The organism is Nitrobacter sp. TKz-YC01, assembly GCF_047824785.1.
Taxonomy (GTDB): domain Bacteria; phylum Pseudomonadota; class Alphaproteobacteria; order Rhizobiales; family Xanthobacteraceae; genus Nitrobacter.
This window is the reverse complement of the sequence record NZ_CP181167.1, coordinates 2,182,949-2,199,921: the sequence shown is the minus strand read 5'-3', so window position 1 is coordinate 2,199,921 and position 16,973 is coordinate 2,182,949. Positions and strand designations below refer to the sequence as shown.

The following is a 16,973-nucleotide window of genomic DNA, read 5'->3' as shown; positions in this document are numbered from 1 at the left end:
GGCGACTGCCGAAGGTGGTTTTCGGAGCCTTGATAGGCTATACGATTCCAAGCAGAAACCGACCGGAATCCTTCTTTGTCAGATATCGAAGACACCAAGCCTGAGGAGCCGCCGGCGCCTTCGGGCATTCGGCCCGTTTCCATCCTCGACGAGATGAAACGCAGCTATCTCGATTACGCGATGAGCGTGATCGTGGCGCGCGCGTTGCCGGATGCGCGCGACGGCCTCAAGCCGGTCCATCGTCGCATTCTCTACGCGATGTATGAGAACGGTTTCGAGTGGAACAAGCCCTACCGCAAGTCGGCGCGCACCGTCGGCGACGTCATCGGTAAGTACCATCCTCACGGCGACCAGTCGGTTTATGACGCGCTCGTGCGGATGGCGCAGGACTTCTCGATGCGCGTGCCGCTGATCGACGGGCAGGGCAATTTCGGCTCGGTGGACGGCGATATGGCGGCGGCGATGCGCTACACCGAATCCCGCCTCACCAAGATCGCGCAATCGCTGCTCGACGACATCGACAAGGACACCGTCGATTTCCAGCCCAACTACGATAACAGCGAGAAAGAACCGTCGGTTCTTCCGGCGAAATTCCCAAACCTTCTGGTCAACGGCGCCGGCGGCATTGCCGTCGGCATGGCGACCAACATCCCGCCGCACAATCTCGGCGAAGTCATCGACGCCTGCGTGGCGCTGATCGACGATCCCGCGCTTGGGATCGACGACCTCATCAAGATCATTCCGGGTCCGGACTTCCCGACCGGCGGCATCATCCTCGGACGGCAGGGCATCCGCTCGGCCTATCACCTCGGCCGGGGATCGATCGTGATGCGCGGCAAGGTGTCGATCGATACCATCCGCAAGGATCGCGAGGCGATCGTGGTTTCGGAGATCCCCTATCAGGTCAACAAGGCCAGCATGGTCGAGCGCATCGCCGAGCTGGTGCGCGAGAAGAAGATCGACGGCATCTCGGATTTGCGCGACGAGTCCGATCGCGAAGGGTTTCGCGTCGTCGTGGAGCTGAAGCGCGACGCCGTTCCGGAGATCGTGCTCAATCAGCTTTACAAGTACACGCCGCTGCAGACCAACTTCGGCGCCAACATGGTAGCGCTGGATGCGGGCCGTCCGCAGGTCATGAACCTGAAAGACCTGCTGACCCTGTTCATCGCGTTCCGCGAGCAGGTCGTCACGCGCCGCACCAAGTTCCTGCTCAACAAGGCTCGCGATCGCGCCCACATCCTGGTCGGTCTTGCGATCGCCGTCGCCAACATCGACGAGATCATCCGCGTTATCAGGGAGTCGCCGGATCCCAACGCCGCGCGCGAGACGTTGATGTCGCGCGACTGGCCGGCAAAGGATGTCGCGGCGATGATCACGCTGATCGATGATCCGCGCCACCGCGTGTCGCCGGACGGCACGGCGCGGCTGTCGATGGAGCAGGCGAAAGCCATTCTCGACCTGCGCCTGCAGCGCCTGACCGCGCTCGGCCGCGAGGAAATCTCGGAGGAACTCGACAAGCTCGCCATCGAGATCGCTGACTATCTGGACATCCTGCGATCGCGCGCGCGCGTACAGGCGATCATCAAGACCGAGCTTGGCGCGGTGAAGTCCGAATTCGCCACTCCGCGCCGGACCGTTATCGTCGAGCAGGAGGGCGAGGTCGAGGACGAGGACCTGATCCAGCGCGAGGATATGGTCGTGACCGTCTCGCACGCAGGCTATGTCAAGCGGGTGCCGCTATCGACCTATCGCGCGCAGAAGCGTGGCGGCAAAGGCCGCTCCGGAATGCAGACGAGGGATGAGGATTTCGTCAGCCGGCTGTTCGTCGCGTCGACCCATACGCCGGTGCTGTTCTTCTCGTCGCGCGGCCAGGTCTACAAGGAAAAGGTCTGGCGGTTGCCGATGGCGGCCCCCAATGCCCGCGGCAAGGCGCTGATCAACATCCTGCCGCTCGACCAGGGCGAGCGCATCACCACCATCATGCCGCTGCCGGAGGATGAATCGTCCTGGGCCGAGCTGGACGTCATGTTCGCGACCACCAGCGGAACGGTCCGCCGCAACAAGCTCTCCGATTTCGTCGATGTCCGGCGCTCCGGCATCATCGCGATGAAACTCGGCGAGGGCGAGTCGATCGTCGATGTACAGATCTGCACCGAGCGCGACGACGTGCTGCTGACCGCCGCGGCCGGTCAATGCATCCGGTTCCCGGTCACCGACGTGCGCGTGTTCTCGGGCCGGACATCGATGGGCGTGCGCGGCATCGCGCTGGCCAAGGGCGACCGGGTGATCTCGCTGTCGATCCTGCATCACTTCGATGCCACGCCGGCTGAACGCGCCGCGTATCTCAAGCAGTCCGGCGCGATCCGTCGCGCGGCGACCGGCGAGGATATCGAGCCGGAGGAGGCGACGCCCGAGGCCGACGAGGCCGCGCATACCGATCTCTCGCTGCCCGAAGGGCGTTATGTGGAGATGGGTGCCGCCGAGCAGTTCGTGCTCACCGTCACGACCTACGGCTATGGCAAACGGTCGTCATCGTTCGAATTCAGGGTTTCCGGACGCGGCGGCAAGGGCATCCGCGCGACCGATCCGACCAAGCTTGGCGAGATCGGACATCTCGTGGCTGGTTTCCCGGTCGAGATGTCGGACCAGATCATGCTGGTGAGCGACGGCGGGCAATTGATCCGGGTGCCGGTGGAAGGCATCCGCATCACAAGCCGGGCCTCCAAAGGCGTTCGCGTGTTCAACACCGCGGATGGCGAGCACGTGGTGTCGGTCGAGCATATTCGAGAGGACGGCGAGAACGGCAACGGCGGATAGGGCATGATCCCGACCCGGTGGGCCGCGCCAGCGCAAAGTGAAAACCGGTTTTCGGACAGGATCATGCCCGGATCAAATAATGGCGCGACTTTTCCCTAATCCGGATCAGCGATGCCCTGCCGTGATCAGCCGGGCTTCACGAACCACCGTCCTCGAGCCGGCGGCGCGAAGGCAGGACACGTCGAAATTCGGCCAGGCCTGTTGCGAGCAGACCGCGCCTGCGGGCCGGATATCGAGCCGGTCGGCCTTGGCGAGCGGAACGGGCGTGCTGGCGGACACCTGCGGCGCGAAACCCGGAAGAACGGTGAGGGCGGCTGCGATGAACGCCGCGACCGCAACCGCGGAAAGAGCTTTGATCATGACGGTCCCCTGTGATCTGGGCCTGTCCGTTTGATTTTGGCGGCCCGCTTTGTTGGACGGATTGATAATCGGCCCTGGTTTCGCGATGTCTTCGCCCGTCACAAAAGTGGTTTCATCGCGCGGGTGAATTGTTTCGTCCCGGTTCTTGAAACGAAACAGAGCCTGAATCCGTAATGATTTCAGTTGCCTCGGCCCCATATGGATAAGACGCGCACACCCCGGTCCCGGTTCGATCGGCGCCCGGAAATAAATATCGGCCGCCGCTTCGATTATTGCGGAACCCGCTTAGCTTGCGGCCTCAGAACAGGCGCGCTATAGCGTTTTCGAGCGAAGTGGAATCCGGTTCGCGTGAAGAAAACGTGTTAAATCAAAATCATAGAGCCTGTTTCTGATTTGATCAGAAACGGAAAGGCTCTAGAGTCTGATCCAACTGCGTTGAATCAGACCCGTCGCTTATCTTTTTGTTTGAGCATGATCTTATCCGAAAACCGGTTTCCACTTTTCGGGATCATGCTCTAGAGGGGGACGATGCCACGCGTCGCGCTCTATCCGGGATCGTTCGACCCCGTCACCAACGGCCATCTCGATGTCGTCAGACATGCCGTCGTCCTGTGTGACCGGCTGATCGTGGCTGTCGGCGTTCATCCCGCCAAGACGCCTCTGTTTTCGGCGGATGAGCGCCTCGCGATGGCGCGCTCGGTGTTCGAACCGGTTGCGGTCGAAGCCGGCTGCGCTTTTGATTGCGCGACGTATGACGATCTGACGGTCGCCGCAGCGCATAAGGCCGGCGCCACGATTCTGGTTCGGGGCCTGCGCGACGGCACCGATCTCGACTATGAAATGCAGATCGCCGGCATGAACGAGACGATGGCTCCCAACGTGCATACGGTGTTCGTTCCGGCTTCGCCCGGCGTCCGCCCGATCACCGCCACACTGGTGCGCCAGATCGCAACCATGGGCGGCGATGTGTCGGCTTTCGTTCCGCAGCTGGTCGCATCCAGGCTCAAGACCAAATTCGCCGGTTGAATGAACCGATTTTCCTCAGATCCGGAGTTGTCATGATTAGAATTTTTGGCCTCGTCGCCGCGCTGATGTTCGCGGTCCCCGCTTTCGCGCAGCCATTGCCGGCCGGTCTCGACAAGCAGAACGCGATCGTGATCGACAGCACGAAGGGACAGATCATCATCAAGCTGCGGACCGACATCGCGCCCAAGCATGCCGAGCGCATCAAGCAACTCGCTCGTGACGGCTTTTACAACAACGTGCCGTTCCATCGGGTCATGGATGGCTTCATGGCGCAGACGGGCGATGGCAAGAACTTCAACGGCACCGGCGGCTCGAAATATCCGAACCTTCAGGCCGAGTTCTCCAGCGTGCCGTTCAAGCGCGGCGTGGTCGGAATGGCGCGCGCGGGAAGTCCGGACTCGGCGAACTCGCAATTCTTCATCTGCTTCGCCGACGCCTCCTTCCTCAACGGCAAATATACCGTTGTGGGCGATGTTGTCTCGGGCATGGACGTGGTGGACAAGTTGAAGAAGGCGCCCGCCGGTTCGAGCAGCGGCACCGTCACCGACCCGGACAAGATGCTGAAGGTTCAGGTTGCTTCCGACATCAAGTAAAAACGGACGAACCCCTTACAAACGGAAAGAGAAAAGCATGGCTGACAGCGAAAACACTTTGATCCTCGAAACAACCCAGGGCCCCGTGAAGATCGAGATGCGTCCTGATCTTGCTCCTGGCCATGTCGCGCGGATCAAGGAACTGGTGCGTGAAGGGTTCTATGACGGCATTGTATTCCACCGTGTCATCGACGGCTTCATGGCGCAGACCGGATGCCCGCAAGGCACCGGCATGGGCGGCTCCGGCCAGAAACTGAAGGCCGAGTTCAACAGGGAGCCACATGTGCGCGGCACCGCGTCCATGGCGCGGGCGCAAAGCCCGGATTCGGGTGACAGCCAGTTCTTCATCTGCTTCGACAATGCCTCCTTCCTGGACGGCCAGTACACCGTCTGGGGCAAGGTGATCGAAGGCATGGAGAATGTCGACAAGATCAAGCGCGGCGAGCCGGTGCAAAATCCCGACAAGATCGTCAAGGCCAGCATAGCGGCGGACGCGGCCTGAGACGCTGTTCCTGTTCTTCAGACCGACGTGCGATGGCCGGATATGTTCCGGCCATTGACGTTTCGGGCCGGCAGGGTCAGTGACGAGTTACCGATAGAGTCCTTCACCGCTTCATGGAAGCCGTGAAGGACTCTATCTTTATGTTTGACGCGTTCCTTCACGCGAACAGGTCATCCATTTCGCTCACAACGCCATAGCTTGATCATTCCATGCTAACCGATCTCTTCGATTTCGAGCTGCCGGCCGAGAGCATTGCGCTGCGCCCGGCGAGCCCGCGCGATTCCGCGCGGATGCTCGTGGTGCGGCCCGGGCCCGGTGTGCGCGACCAGCGGGTGAGCGATCTTCCGGAATGGTTGCGGCCAGGTGATCAGCTCGTCGTGAATGATACGCGTGTCATCGCCGCTCAGTTGCGTGGCCGCCGTATCGGTCGCGAGGCGGAACCGAGGATCGACGCAACGCTGATCAAGCGCCTCGACGGTTCTCGCTGGAGCGCGTTGGTCAGGTCGGCCAGGAAGCTCATGGCGGGAGACATCGTTCGTTTCGGCACCGAGGGACGGGTGTGCTTGCTGGGGCATCTCGACGCGCGGGTCGAAAGCAAGGGCGAGGAGGGCGAAGTGACGTTCGCCTTCTCGTTTCACGGGCCGATGCTGGACCAGGCCATCGCCGAACTGGGCTCAACGCCGCTGCCGCCCTATATTGCTTCGAAGCGCGCACCCGACGATCGCGATGCGGCAGATTACCAGACCATGTTCGCGGCTCATGAGGGCGCGGTCGCGGCGCCCACTGCGGGTCTGCATTTCACGCCGGAGATCGAGGCGGCGCTGCGTGATCGCGGCGTGGATCTTCATCGGATCACCCTGCATGTCGGCGCGGGTACGTTTCTTCCGGTAAAGGTCGATGACACCGCCGGGCACCGGATGCATTCGGAATGGGGCACGATATCCAAGGAGACCGCCGACGCACTGAACACGGCGCGGTCGCGCGGCGGCCGGATCGTCGCGGTTGGTACGACATCGCTGCGGCTTTTGGAAAGTGCGGTGGATGATGGCGGCCGGATCAAGCCGTTCACGGGGGAGACCGCGATATTCATCACGCCGGGTTTTCGCTTTCGCGCGGTCGATATCCTGATGACGAATTTTCATCTGCCGCGATCGACGCTGTTCATGCTGGTCTCCGCCTTCAGCGGTCTTGAAACCATGAAACAGGCTTATGCTCACGCGATCGCGGCAGGCTACCGGTTCTATTCCTATGGCGATGCCTGCCTGCTGTTTCCGGAGCGGTCGGGCGCATGAATCTCGCCAACCATTTCGAGATTCTCGAGCGCGACGGTGACGCCCGGAGCGGGCTTCTCGCCACGGCTCACGGAACGGTGCGAACGCCGGCGTTCATGCCGGTCGGCACGCAAGGCGCGATGAAGGGCCTGCAATGGCAGGAGGTGCGCGATGCCGGGGCCGACATCGTGCTCGGCAACACCTATCACCTGATGCTGCGGCCCGGCGCCGAGCGGATCCACGAACTCGGAGGCCTGCAAAATTTTACCACGTGGGGCGGACCCATGCTGACCGATTCCGGCGGCTTCCAGGTGATGTCGCTGGCGCAGTTGCGTAAGGTGAAAGAGCAGGGCGTGACGTTTCGATCCCATATCGACGGCGCTGTGATCGAACTCACGCCTGAACGCGCCGTCGAAGTTCAGCGGCTGCTCGGCTCCGACATCGCGATGCAACTCGACGAATGCGTGCGTCTGCCGGCGGAGCGCGGCGAGATCGAGCGCGCCATGCAGCTCTCGCTGCGCTGGGCCGAGCGCAGCAGGCGCGCCTTCGAGGGCGCCCCCGCCGCCGACATGCTGTTCGGCATCGTTCAGGGTGGGGACAGCCCGGAACTGCGGCGCGCGAGCGCGTGCGGGCTGACCGGGATCGGTTTCCACGGCTACGCCATCGGCGGTCTCGCGGTCGGCGAACCTCAGGCCACCATGCTCGCGATGATCGAGGAAACCGTGCCGTGGTTGCCGGTGGAAAGGCCGCGATATCTGATGGGCGTGGGGACGCCGCACGATCTGCTGGAAGCGGTCGCGCGCGGCATCGATATGTTCGACTGTGTCATGCCGACGCGTAACGGGCGTCACGGCATGGCCTTCACCCGTTTCGGTCAGATCAACCTTCGCAACGCGCGCCACGCCGATGATCCGCGTCCGCTCGATGAAGAGAGTTCATGGCCGGCGGCGCGCGATTATTCCCGCGCCTATCTGCACCATCTGGTTCGCTCGGGCGAAACGCTGGGCGCGATGCTGCTCTCAGGCATCAACATCGCCTATTATCAAGGCCTCATGCAGGCGATGCGCTCGGCGATCGCCGCGAGAGCCTTTCAGCAGTTCAGGGAGCAGACATGCGAAGGCTGGGCGCGCGGCGACATCGCCACGCGCTGATGCCTGACGGCGCCGGAGAGGATCATGTCAGTTGCAGGCGATCCGTTGGACGACATGCTTGGTGACGAAGCCGTACCCGCACGTGTCGCAACTCCACAAGTGGCCGATGACATTGTCCGGCAAGTATGCGGATGCCTCCGCTGCGATCATCGAGTCGGCGCAAACCGGGCACGCCGGAAGATCGCTTCCATGAGGCGAGGAATGGAGCAGGGCGGTCGACCGGACTTCAGCAAACGCTGGCATCGTGACCTCCTTTTGAGATTAATCGGCCTGGATTTTCAGGTACGGTACACGCATGGTTTGACGATGTCGCAACACAAATGCGTTTCTTTTACGAATTCCAGTTCTGCGAAGCTCGGTTTCCGGCGCGATTTCTTGGCGCAACGATTTCTGCCGCCAGGCGCCTGGCCGACACGCTGGAGTCCTTCACCGCTTCATGGAAACGGTGAAGGACTCTATCTTTATGTTTTGACGCGTTTTCTTCACGCGAACCGGATTCCACTTCGCGCGAAAACGCTATGTGGATGAGCATTCAACCCATGACTGAAGGACGCTGACATGGATACCAAGCCGAATAACGAAGCACCGCACCATGCCGGCCGAGGTCGTGTGTTCGACAGCATTGTCGATACGGTCGGAGACACTCCGATCGTTCGCCTGCGCAGGTTGCCGCAGCAGCACGGCGTGAACGCGACCGTCCTGGCCAAACTGGAATACTTTAACCCGGCCACCAGCGTGAAGGATCGTATCGGCGCGGCGATGATCCGGGCGATGGAAGATGCCGGCAAGATCAATGCGGACACTGTTTTGATCGAACCGACTTCCGGAAACACCGGCATTGCGCTGGCCTTTGTTGCGGCTTCGCGCGGTTACCGCCTGAAACTGGTGATGCCGGAATCGGTTTCGACGGAACGCTGCAAGATGCTGGCTTTTCTGGGAGCGGAGATCGTTCTGACGCCGGCGGCGGAAGGCATGAAAGGGTCGATCGCCATGGCGGAGGAACTGGTGCGCACCACTCCGCATGCTGTAATGCCGCAGCAGTTCAAGAACCTCGCCAACCCCGATGTTCACCGGCGTACCACGGCTGAAGAGATCTGGAACGATACCGGCGGGAACATTGACTGGATCGTGGCTGGCGTCGGCACCGGCGGCACCATCACGGGGATCGGTCAGGCCCTGAAACCCCGTAAGCCGTCGCTGCGCATTGTCGCGGTCGAACCCGAAGAGAGCGCGGTACTGTCGGGGGGCCGGCATTCGCCGCACAGGATTCAAGGGATCGGCGCGGGTTTCGTGCCCGAGATTTTGGACCGCTCCGCCATTGACGAGGTTGTGAAAGTCGATAGCGCCACGGCGCTGGAAACCGCCCGTGCCCTGGCGCGCAGCGAAGGCATTCCCGGCGGAATTTCGTCGGGTGCGGCGATTGCGGCGGCGCTGGCCATCGGCCGGAGGCCCGGAAGCGAAGGCAAAACAATTCTTGCCATCGTCCCATCGTTTTCGGAACGATATCTGTCCACGGCGCTGTTCGAGGGAATCTGACAGGAGTCTCTTGCCGCGTCCTGGTATCTACGTCGTCGGAACTTCAACCAAAAAAACGTGGATGGCCGGGACAAGCCCGGCCATGACGGAACAGGGTGTTTCCGTCGAAATGCAAACCGCTCTGGCAAAACAACGATGGCCTCGCTTCTGAATCAGAAACGAGGCCATCGTCTGAAGATCGCGTCTGAAATCAGGAGCGGGACAGTGAGATACTGGCGCCCTTGAACTGCCCGTCCGAACTGATAACCACGTCCTGTCGGTTGCCGTTCGTCTTCAGTTTGAGTTTCGCCGTAAATGCGGGAGCGGTGACGTCGACGTTGAACTGGCCGTTACCGGCACGCCCTTCGAGGGTTCCGCCAACATTGCGGCTGGTTTCGCGCCAGTCCCCGGACAGGACGCCATTGCGGGCGAGCACGTTGCTCTTGAGTTCGAACTTGTAGCTGTCACTGGCGCACAGCAGCGTCTGATTGAGACCCTGGGCATCGCCGCTGACTGCGTAAGTAGCCTTGCACCGAATCTTTTCGGTCGAGCCATCCTCGAGCTGTATCGTGCCACGTCCAGTCCAGATGCCCGCCAAACCTTCAAACGGGCCAGCCCCCGCCAGGCTGCTCGACATCGACAGCATCACCACTGCGCCTAACGCGCATGTAGTGGACAATCCTCGTGACATGATCCCCCCGAATCCCATTTGTATCATCCTGTTATTTACTGACGCGAAGCTTCCCATCGGCCACTGCAAGGAATCCCCCCGGACGCTCCGTTCCATTTACCCGACCCGACGTTGCCGTTGAGTTGTCCGTTGGCATAAGCCCCACGAATCGATACCTTCACGTAGCCTTGGTTTCCAACGCTGCCGGTCACGTCGGCATTTCCCGCCGAAACCTTGCCGTTGGTAACCATCAGGGGATACTGCGCCACCGGGTCGCAACTGCCCGTCTTGGTGACGATCTTGACATTCCAAAGCCCGTCATAGGTGTTTCCCGCAAGCGCCGGTGAGGCCAGGCCCGCAATCAGAACACCTGAAAAAAGAAAAGCATAAGTGTTGGTGCGGTGCATGAACAAATTCCTCAATCTTCGTGCTCGCCGCGTTATTCCGGTAGATTGTGTCCGAAATTAGCGACAAGACAGGTCGGGGGCCGATGGGCCTCCGCCGGATCAGTCCGCGCACCGATAGCGTCTCGCTCAATATAAGCAAATCACTAAATAATTCAACGCATTACGTGTCAATCCCGGCGATGTTCCAAGAAGCCCGTGTTTGCGTGGGCAACCGATTCCAAGTTTATCCGATTTCAAGGCTCCTGATCAATAACCAGATTCTGGTGAGGAAACTGATCTATAAAAATGGCGGCGTCTCCTGGGGATATTTGGCATTCAACCATGGGGGCCAGCGCGTTGCTTCGAAGGAGAGAGAATATATTTGACCGGTCGGGAGGCCGAGTGGAAGGTCAGGGCTTCTGGTTGCGATGCTCAAGGTCCTCGCATGAAGGATGATGCACAGAGAAGCCTGCTGCAATGGCTGGCTCCCGAGTTTGCGGCGACGGGTCTGCTGCGGGATGAGCCGTGGGTTCAGGCTTGTGCGCGCGAAGCCGAGAGTATGTACGCGGTGAAGCCGCTGGCCATTGCTGCCGTGAGCATGGTGGTGGTCGAACCTTTCGCGATCGATTATCTGAGGCAGGCTCCGGTCCTTGTCGTCGCTGCCGCGCAGGGCATGGAATGTTTCCGCCCGAGCGAACGGGAATTTGTCCAGCAGGACTGGCACGCGGCCATTCAAGATCGCCCGAAATTGCGCGACCTTTTGAAGTCCTATGGATTGATCCGCCCCCTGCGTGCGCTCAAAGGGCAAGCGTTTCGCGCCGGTCCGACCGAGTATCAGATCATTCAGAACCTGTGCGACATCCCGCCCTCGCCACTGGCACAGGCGATTCCCACCGCGATCCGCAAGCAGCACAACTGGTTGCGCGCGCTCGGTGAGTGGTCCGAGACGATGTGTCGGCGCCAACAGAGCGCCAAGGCACTTTTCGAATGGGCGGTGTGCGCGATGGGCGAGCATGCGGCAAGCACGGCGGGTGGTCTTCTGGATCAGGCGTCGTCCGTTGCTGATTATGCGGCCTTTCATATCGACCGGTTCAACCGGCGCTGGAGTTACGAGCGCGCTTACCGGGCGGCGATCGAGTGGCACGATGAACTCGCAAGGGCCAGCAGCGAGAAGGCGTACCTTCTGACCCACAAGATCGGCTGGAACGATGTCATCGATTATGGAGACCTCCCGCGCAGGAGGATCATCGGCGGGTACGAAATTGTAGCGCTTCAGTCAGGCGCGGTGCTTCACGCCGAGGGCGCGGACATGCATCATTGCGTGGCGAGCTACGCCGGAAATGTCATACGCGGTTTCAGCCGGATTTTTTCGGTGCGCAAGGATGGCCAGCGCGTCGCGACCTTCGAGATCAGCAAGTCAGGATTCCTGCTTGCGTCGGGTGAGTTTCTTCAACTGCCTGCCCGCAAGCGCTCTCCTTACAAGCTTATCCAGACCAAGGGGCCGTACAACGCCGACGTCTCGCCAGACGTTGAGAAGGTGATACAGGCGTTTATCTCGGGTCTGAACGAGGATACCGCAGCCGCCGGTTGAGCGGCCGTCACGCGGATCGGGCGGTTCATTCCAATGAGCTTGTCCGTAGGGCCGGTCCTGATCAGAACTCGAAACAAAAGGCCCGCCAACGCGAGAGGAGGCGGGCCAGATCAAGTGAAGCCGGACGGTACCCGGCCAAGGGCCGTCCGGCACGGGCAATGCGCCGGGAGGCATATAGTTCCAGGGGCCGTGAACAATCTATTGCCGGCCCATCATCGACCAAATGGCCATCATGACCAAGACGATCGCAACGAACTGCAGCACAACCCGCGTTTGCATCAGGTATTGCGAGCGCCAGGGATTGCCGCCGCGCATCATGTTGACGAGGCCCAGTATGAGGACCGCCGCGACGGACGCCACAGCGATCGGCACCAAAACCTGGCTCAGGAACTCTGTCATGCCGGATGCCTCGGTCTCGCTGCCCGATCAGTCTGGCTAACCGCGTGGGAGGCGAGGGGTTCCATAAAGCTGAGTTTTGGAGATTTCTCCGGAACGCCCGACACTGAAAGGTGCATGTTTTGATGGTGAGCGCGGAGGGACTCGAACCCTCGACCCCATGATTAAAAGTTATGTCCGCTGATCGGATTCAAGCCTCTGCAATTATTCGTTTTTCTCTCATTATTGCCATAAGCCGTTGTAGTGTGGACATTTCTGTATCTTTCCCACACTTTCTGACTAATCCCGCCGATTTACCTTGCTCCGTGTGCATTGTGTGTGCACCATGACCCCGTGATTTTTCTATGTGCACGGAGGCGGCGAGGGTGCAGGGCAAGATCAGCAAGAGCCGGGTGGACAAGATGCGCGCCGGTGAGATCATTGCGGATGGCGAGATCAGAGGCTTTGTCGCTCGCAAGCTGTCCAGCGGCAAGGTGACATTCGGTTACCGCTACCGAGATGCGGCCGGCAAGCAGAAGTGGCACGGCCTGGGGATCATGGGATCAATCACGCCTGACGAGGCGCGCACCCTCGCCAAGAAGCGGGCGGGTGAGGTTGCAGACGGGCGCGATCCATCGGCGGAACGGGCGACCGCCAAGGCTGAAGCTGCCAAGGTCGGCCGGGCTGCTTCGAATACCGTCAACGCAATCCTGGACGACTTCGTGAAGCGTCACGCCAGCAAACTCCGAAGCGAGGATCAAATAACGTCCGCCTTTGATCGCTACGTCCGCCCCCGGATCGGTGAAACCTCCATCTATGAATTGAAGCGCCGTCAGATCGTGGAGATGTTGGACGCGGTTGAGGACAAGGCCGGGCCGGTGATGGCGGATCGGGTTCTGGCCCATGTCCGCAAGGCGTTCAATTGGCAGGCCGCGCGGGATGACGACTTTCTGTCACCGATCGTCCGGGGCATGGCGCGGACCAAGCCCAAAGAACGGGCACGGCAACGTGTCCTGACCGACGACGAAATCCGCGATATCTGGCAGGCGCTGGAAACGGCCGATGTGCCGTCCTGCTATCCGCGCTATGTCAAAATGCTGCTGCTGACCATGACGCGGCGCAACGAATCCGCCAGCATGAACGCCGCCGAGATTGAGGGCGATCTGTGGACCATTCCAGGCGAGCGCTACAAGAATAAGCTGGATCACGTCATCCCGCTGCCGGCGGCTGCGAAAGCCCTGATCGGCACCAAGCCGCAGGGGTTCAAGGGCAATAACTGGTTCGTGTTCTCGACTACCGATGGTGCGCGGCCGTTTAGCGGGTTCAGCAAGGCAAAGGCTAGCCTTGATGCCGAGATCACCAAGCGGCGCAAGGCAGAGGGCAGGGCGAAGATGCCGCGATGGACGCTGCACGATCTGCGCCGGACCGCGCGAACTCTGATGAGCCGCGCCAAGGTGCCAGAGGATCATGCCGAGCGCGCCATGGGGCACGTTATTGCCGGCGTGCGGGGTACCTATGATCGATACTCATTCCTCGATGAAAAGCGGGAGGCGTTCCAAAGGCTGGCGGACCTTGTGGCGATCATTCTCAGTCCGCCGACCGATAATGTTGTGCACTTCGACCGGGAGATGGCGTGATGGACGGCAAGAAAATAGGGAATCTTGAAGATGCAATGCTGATGCCGTGGTGGTCTATCGGGATGGCTTGCATCTGGATTGTAAACCCTACGCCTCTTGCTGCGGGGCCCTTGTGGAAATGCAATCTAGAGGACGTGTGGCTAGATGACGATCTTAAGGCTAACGTTGAAATTCAGCGAGCCCGTGCATTGCTGATTCATGAGCTAGCAGCCGGCGGCATTCAGGCAACTGGCCTTTCGGGTGGACAGCGTGTGCCAATCCAGCCGCTCGAATGGGAAGATATCAAGCTAACTTACGAGGACCGGGGCGATGACGGGCTAGTCCACCGGGCTCACAATACAGCCGGCGTGGTCTACACGCGCATACTCGTTTCAAGGCCTGATGTTCAAAAGCGGTGGCCCAAGCAGAAAGAGCGAACAGCCGATGTGCTGTCATCCCCCGCCAAGCGCGGTCCTAAGCAGCGCGTCATTCAACGGGTAAAGGAGAAAATGGTTAATCGCAACGACATGGATGATCTGAAGAGCATGACCGAAGAAGCGATGGCGGCCACTTTCGGTGCAAGCCGCGATACATGCCGCCGAGCGCGTAGGGAAGTCCTGTCGTTATTTGTCGAGAAAAGTAATTCCGACAAATAACGACCATCGACAAATAGCGACGGAGATTCCGCCATCTTAAACCTACCCTCAGTAACCACCGCTATCGAGGAATGCCCCAGCGTTGCGTGATGTGGGGCTTTCTCGGCAGCAAAGCTGAGGACATTCCACATGGATTCCACTCCAAAGAACGAGCATCGCCCCCCGCTCGATACCAAAAACGCTGCGGCATATACCGGATTCACAGAAGGCTATTTGAATAAGCTGCGCTGCTACGGCGGCGGACCGATCTTCATCAAGCGTGCCGGCGTGGTTCGCTATGACCCTAACGACCTGGACGCCTGGCTTTCCAGCCTGAAGTGCAAATCAACCTCCGACGTGAAGGAGGTCGCATAGATCATGTCCCTCCAAAAGGAAAACCCCGCTGGCGGGCGGGGTCTTCCGAATACTGATCTGCTGAGCAGCGGGATCAGTTCGGAAGATAGCCGCTCAATTCGTTCGCTTCAAGTAGCCTTGTTGACGCGGCGCTGCGCGATCAGCGCAGCCATGGCGGCAATTGTCGCGCCGATTCTGTTCGGGGAGGGCAGCCGATGAAGCGCATCGATGTTGTCGATCCCGGCACCCTTTGCGTGCTCTGCCAGATCAAAGCGATTGGCGAGCACGTTGCTGATCCTGCTGTTGGCTTCACCATAGACGATATATCATCGCGCCGCCGTCCATTAATGCTGATGGCCGATCGTATGAAATCGTCGAACCACTCGACCATTTCAACTTCGCTGATGCGCCGGACTGGCTTTACGATCTTGTTTTGACGCCTTCGATACTCGGATGGCAGCGCCGCGCTCGTGATGTCACTCCCGATCTGAAGTCCTATGCAAGGGCCGTCAGCGAGTCGCCTGTTGCTTCTAGCTCGTCGGCTTCTGTTGTGGTCGCTTCCGCTCAAAACTCCCCAGCGGGCAACGTAGGTGCCCCAGCGAGTGCGCCGCAATGAAGCCGCTATTTACGATGCGCCGGGCGGTTGAGGATGCAAACCTGCTCGGCTCGATGCTGGCCGGCGACAGTTGGCAGGTATGGCGCACCCTCTTGATCGCCTCTCGCGGTGAGCTGTTGACGGCCGGCGAGCTTGCCATGTTCACGGCCCGCACCGGGCGAGACAGCGCGCCAACGGGGCCGTTTGAGGAACTATGCTTCGTTGCCGGCCGGCGCAGCGGCAAGACAGTTTCGATGTCGTGCCTGGCGACGTACCTCGCGGCCCTGTGCGATTGGTCGGACGTTCTCGGGCTTGGCGATCGGGGCAAGCTGCTGTTCCTGGCGCAAAGCCAGTCCACCGCGAAGATCGCGCTCGATTACACCAGCGCGCTTTTCACCAACGTCCCGATGCTGGCCAAGCTGGTGAAGAACATCACCGCTGACAGCATCGTCCTGACGAACCGGATTGATCTTGAAATTCGGCCGGCGAGTTTTCGGAACCTGCGCGGTATGTCCGCCATTGGCGTTGTGGCGGATGAGGTAGCGTTCTGGCGGTTCGAGGATTCGAGCGTGAACCCCGACCGCGAAATCCTCAACGCAGTTCGCCCGGCGATGGCCCGCACCCGTGGGCCGCTGATCATGGCAAGTTCGCCCTATGCCAGGAAGGGTGTGCTTTTCGAGACTTTCCAGGGCAGCTACGGGCAGGATGATGCGCGGACGCTGGTCGTTCATGGCGATACCCGGTCATTTAACGACACCGTATCGCAGGAATTCATCGATGCTGAGCTTGCGCGTGACTATGAGTATGCGGCTGCGGAGTACCTGGGGCAGTTTCGCACCGACATTGCGGACTTCGTGTCCCGTGAGATCGTTGCGGCCTGCATCGAGAGCGGCGTTCGAGAGCGTCCTCCGGTCCGTGGGCATAGCTATCTCGGCTTTGTGGACCCGTCCGGCGGATCGGCGGATTCGATGACGCTGGCGATTGCCCATAAGGAGGGCAAGACCGCGATCCTTGATGCTGTTCGTGAGGTCAAGCCACCGTTCTCGCCGGAGGCGGTAGTGTTGGAGTTTGCCGCGCTGCTGAAAGCTTATCGAGTGTCGCGGGTGACGGGCGACAAGTACGCCGGCGAGTGGTGCGCGGAGCAATTTCGAAAAGCGGGCATCTATTATGAGGCGGCGGCCGCCCCGAAGTCCGATCTATATCGCGATTTGCTGCCGATGCTGAATTCTCGCGGCTGCGATCTGCTTGATAATGATCGGCTGGTTCATCAGTTGTGCGGCCTTGAGCGTCGCACGGGACGGTCCGGCAAGGACAGCATCGACCACGGGCGCGGGGCGCATGATGATTTGGCGAATGCGGTTGCTGGCGCGCTGACGTTGGCAGAGCAGGGGCTGGCATCTGATCCGAAGCGTGAGGCGGCTTGGATCAAGGCGGCCGAGGCGGCGCGGGAGCGAATGGCGTGGTGGATGGTTTGAAATTCCCAAGATAATGATTTGACACGGTTTTAATGTAAATG

At 60.5% G+C, this 16,973-nt stretch carries 18 protein-coding genes; 13 read left to right on the top strand and 5 right to left on the bottom strand.

The window, feature by feature from the left end; all coding sequences use genetic code 11:
- Positions 1-75: 75 nt before the first annotated feature.
- Positions 76-2,817, top strand: a complete 2,742-nt coding sequence (gyrA, locus tag ACMYR2_RS10405; protein ID WP_416192889.1) for a DNA gyrase subunit A — start codon at positions 76-78, stop codon at positions 2,815-2,817.
- Between the two features lie 105 nt (positions 2,818-2,922).
- Here the strand turns inward: gyrA and ACMYR2_RS10400 are convergent, their stop codons facing one another.
- The gene (locus tag ACMYR2_RS10400; RefSeq protein ID WP_141383017.1) at positions 2,923-3,177 is read right to left on the bottom strand and encodes a hypothetical protein; all 255 of its coding nucleotides are present in this window, start codon (positions 3,175-3,177) and stop codon (positions 2,923-2,925) included.
- Between the two features lie 528 nt (positions 3,178-3,705).
- Between ACMYR2_RS10400 and coaD the strand changes: the two genes are divergently transcribed.
- The 5 genes from coaD to tgt all read left to right on the top strand — a co-directional run bounded on the left by coaD (position 3,706) and on the right by tgt (position 7,720).
- Positions 3,706-4,203, top strand: coding sequence for a pantetheine-phosphate adenylyltransferase (gene coaD / locus ACMYR2_RS10395; RefSeq protein ID WP_347264441.1), 498 nt, complete (start codon positions 3,706-3,708; stop codon positions 4,201-4,203).
- A 32-nt stretch (positions 4,204-4,235) separates the two neighbouring features.
- On the top strand, positions 4,236-4,796 hold the full coding sequence (locus ACMYR2_RS10390; RefSeq protein ID WP_347264442.1) for a peptidylprolyl isomerase: 561 nt from the start codon (positions 4,236-4,238) through the stop codon (positions 4,794-4,796).
- A gap of 37 nt (positions 4,797-4,833) precedes the next feature.
- Complete coding sequence (locus ACMYR2_RS10385) at positions 4,834-5,298, top strand: peptidylprolyl isomerase (RefSeq protein ID WP_347264443.1); 465 nt, start codon at positions 4,834-4,836, stop codon at positions 5,296-5,298.
- Between the two features lie 209 nt (positions 5,299-5,507).
- The gene (gene queA / locus ACMYR2_RS10380) at positions 5,508-6,590 is read left to right on the top strand and encodes a tRNA preQ1(34) S-adenosylmethionine ribosyltransferase-isomerase QueA (protein ID WP_347264444.1); all 1,083 of its coding nucleotides are present in this window, start codon (positions 5,508-5,510) and stop codon (positions 6,588-6,590) included.
- The gene (gene tgt, locus ACMYR2_RS10375; protein ID WP_347264445.1) at positions 6,587-7,720 is read left to right on the top strand and encodes a tRNA guanosine(34) transglycosylase Tgt; all 1,134 of its coding nucleotides are present in this window, start codon (positions 6,587-6,589) and stop codon (positions 7,718-7,720) included. Before queA ends, tgt begins: the two co-directional genes overlap by 4 nt.
- Before the next feature lie 27 nt (positions 7,721-7,747).
- Here tgt and ACMYR2_RS10370 read toward each other — a convergent pair whose 3' ends face one another.
- Positions 7,748-7,963, bottom strand: a complete 216-nt coding sequence (locus tag ACMYR2_RS10370) for a hypothetical protein (protein WP_347264446.1) — start codon at positions 7,961-7,963, stop codon at positions 7,748-7,750.
- A 315-nt stretch (positions 7,964-8,278) separates the two neighbouring features.
- Here ACMYR2_RS10370 and cysK point away from each other — a divergent pair, with 315 nt between their 5' ends.
- Positions 8,279-9,256 carry a cysteine synthase A gene (gene cysK, locus ACMYR2_RS10365; RefSeq protein ID WP_347264447.1) on the top strand — a complete coding sequence of 326 codons (978 nt, stop codon included), beginning with the start codon at positions 8,279-8,281 and terminating at the stop codon, positions 9,254-9,256.
- Between the two features lie 190 nt (positions 9,257-9,446).
- Here cysK and ACMYR2_RS10360 read toward each other — a convergent pair whose 3' ends face one another.
- Positions 9,447-9,944, bottom strand: coding sequence for a hypothetical protein (locus tag ACMYR2_RS10360; protein WP_347264448.1), 498 nt, complete (start codon positions 9,942-9,944; stop codon positions 9,447-9,449).
- Between the two features lie 17 nt (positions 9,945-9,961).
- A complete protein-coding gene (locus tag ACMYR2_RS10355; protein WP_347264449.1) occupies positions 9,962-10,312 on the bottom strand; it encodes a hypothetical protein in 351 nt (116 codons plus the stop codon).
- Between the two features lie 424 nt (positions 10,313-10,736).
- Between ACMYR2_RS10355 and ACMYR2_RS10350 the strand changes: the two genes are divergently transcribed.
- Positions 10,737-11,882, top strand: a complete 1,146-nt coding sequence (locus ACMYR2_RS10350) for a PcfJ domain-containing protein (RefSeq protein ID WP_347264450.1) — start codon at positions 10,737-10,739, stop codon at positions 11,880-11,882.
- Between the two features lie 198 nt (positions 11,883-12,080).
- Here ACMYR2_RS10350 and ACMYR2_RS10345 read toward each other — a convergent pair whose 3' ends face one another.
- Positions 12,081-12,281 carry a twin transmembrane helix small protein gene (locus ACMYR2_RS10345; protein ID WP_347264451.1) on the bottom strand — a complete coding sequence of 67 codons (201 nt, stop codon included), beginning with the start codon at positions 12,279-12,281 and terminating at the stop codon, positions 12,081-12,083.
- A 341-nt stretch (positions 12,282-12,622) separates the two neighbouring features.
- Between ACMYR2_RS10345 and ACMYR2_RS10340 the strand changes: the two genes are divergently transcribed.
- From ACMYR2_RS10340 to ACMYR2_RS10320, 5 genes are all read left to right on the top strand, one after another.
- On the top strand, positions 12,623-13,894 hold the full coding sequence (locus tag ACMYR2_RS10340; RefSeq protein ID WP_416192888.1) for a tyrosine-type recombinase/integrase: 1,272 nt from the start codon (positions 12,623-12,625) through the stop codon (positions 13,892-13,894).
- A complete protein-coding gene (locus tag ACMYR2_RS10335; protein ID WP_347264453.1) occupies positions 13,894-14,529 on the top strand; it encodes a hypothetical protein in 636 nt (211 codons plus the stop codon). The genes ACMYR2_RS10340 and ACMYR2_RS10335 overlap by 1 nt, the downstream gene beginning before the upstream one ends.
- Before the next feature lie 129 nt (positions 14,530-14,658).
- Positions 14,659-14,883, top strand: a complete 225-nt coding sequence (locus ACMYR2_RS10330; protein WP_416192887.1) for a helix-turn-helix transcriptional regulator — start codon at positions 14,659-14,661, stop codon at positions 14,881-14,883.
- A gap of 194 nt (positions 14,884-15,077) precedes the next feature.
- Entirely contained in the window at positions 15,078-15,299 is a 222-nt protein-coding gene (locus ACMYR2_RS10325) for a hypothetical protein (RefSeq protein ID WP_416192886.1), read from the top strand.
- Positions 15,300-15,474: 175 nt separating this feature from the next.
- Positions 15,475-16,932 (top strand): hypothetical protein, encoded by a 1,458-nt coding sequence (locus ACMYR2_RS10320; protein WP_416192885.1) that lies wholly within the window; start codon positions 15,475-15,477, stop codon positions 16,930-16,932.
- Positions 16,933-16,973: the final 41 nt, after the last annotated feature.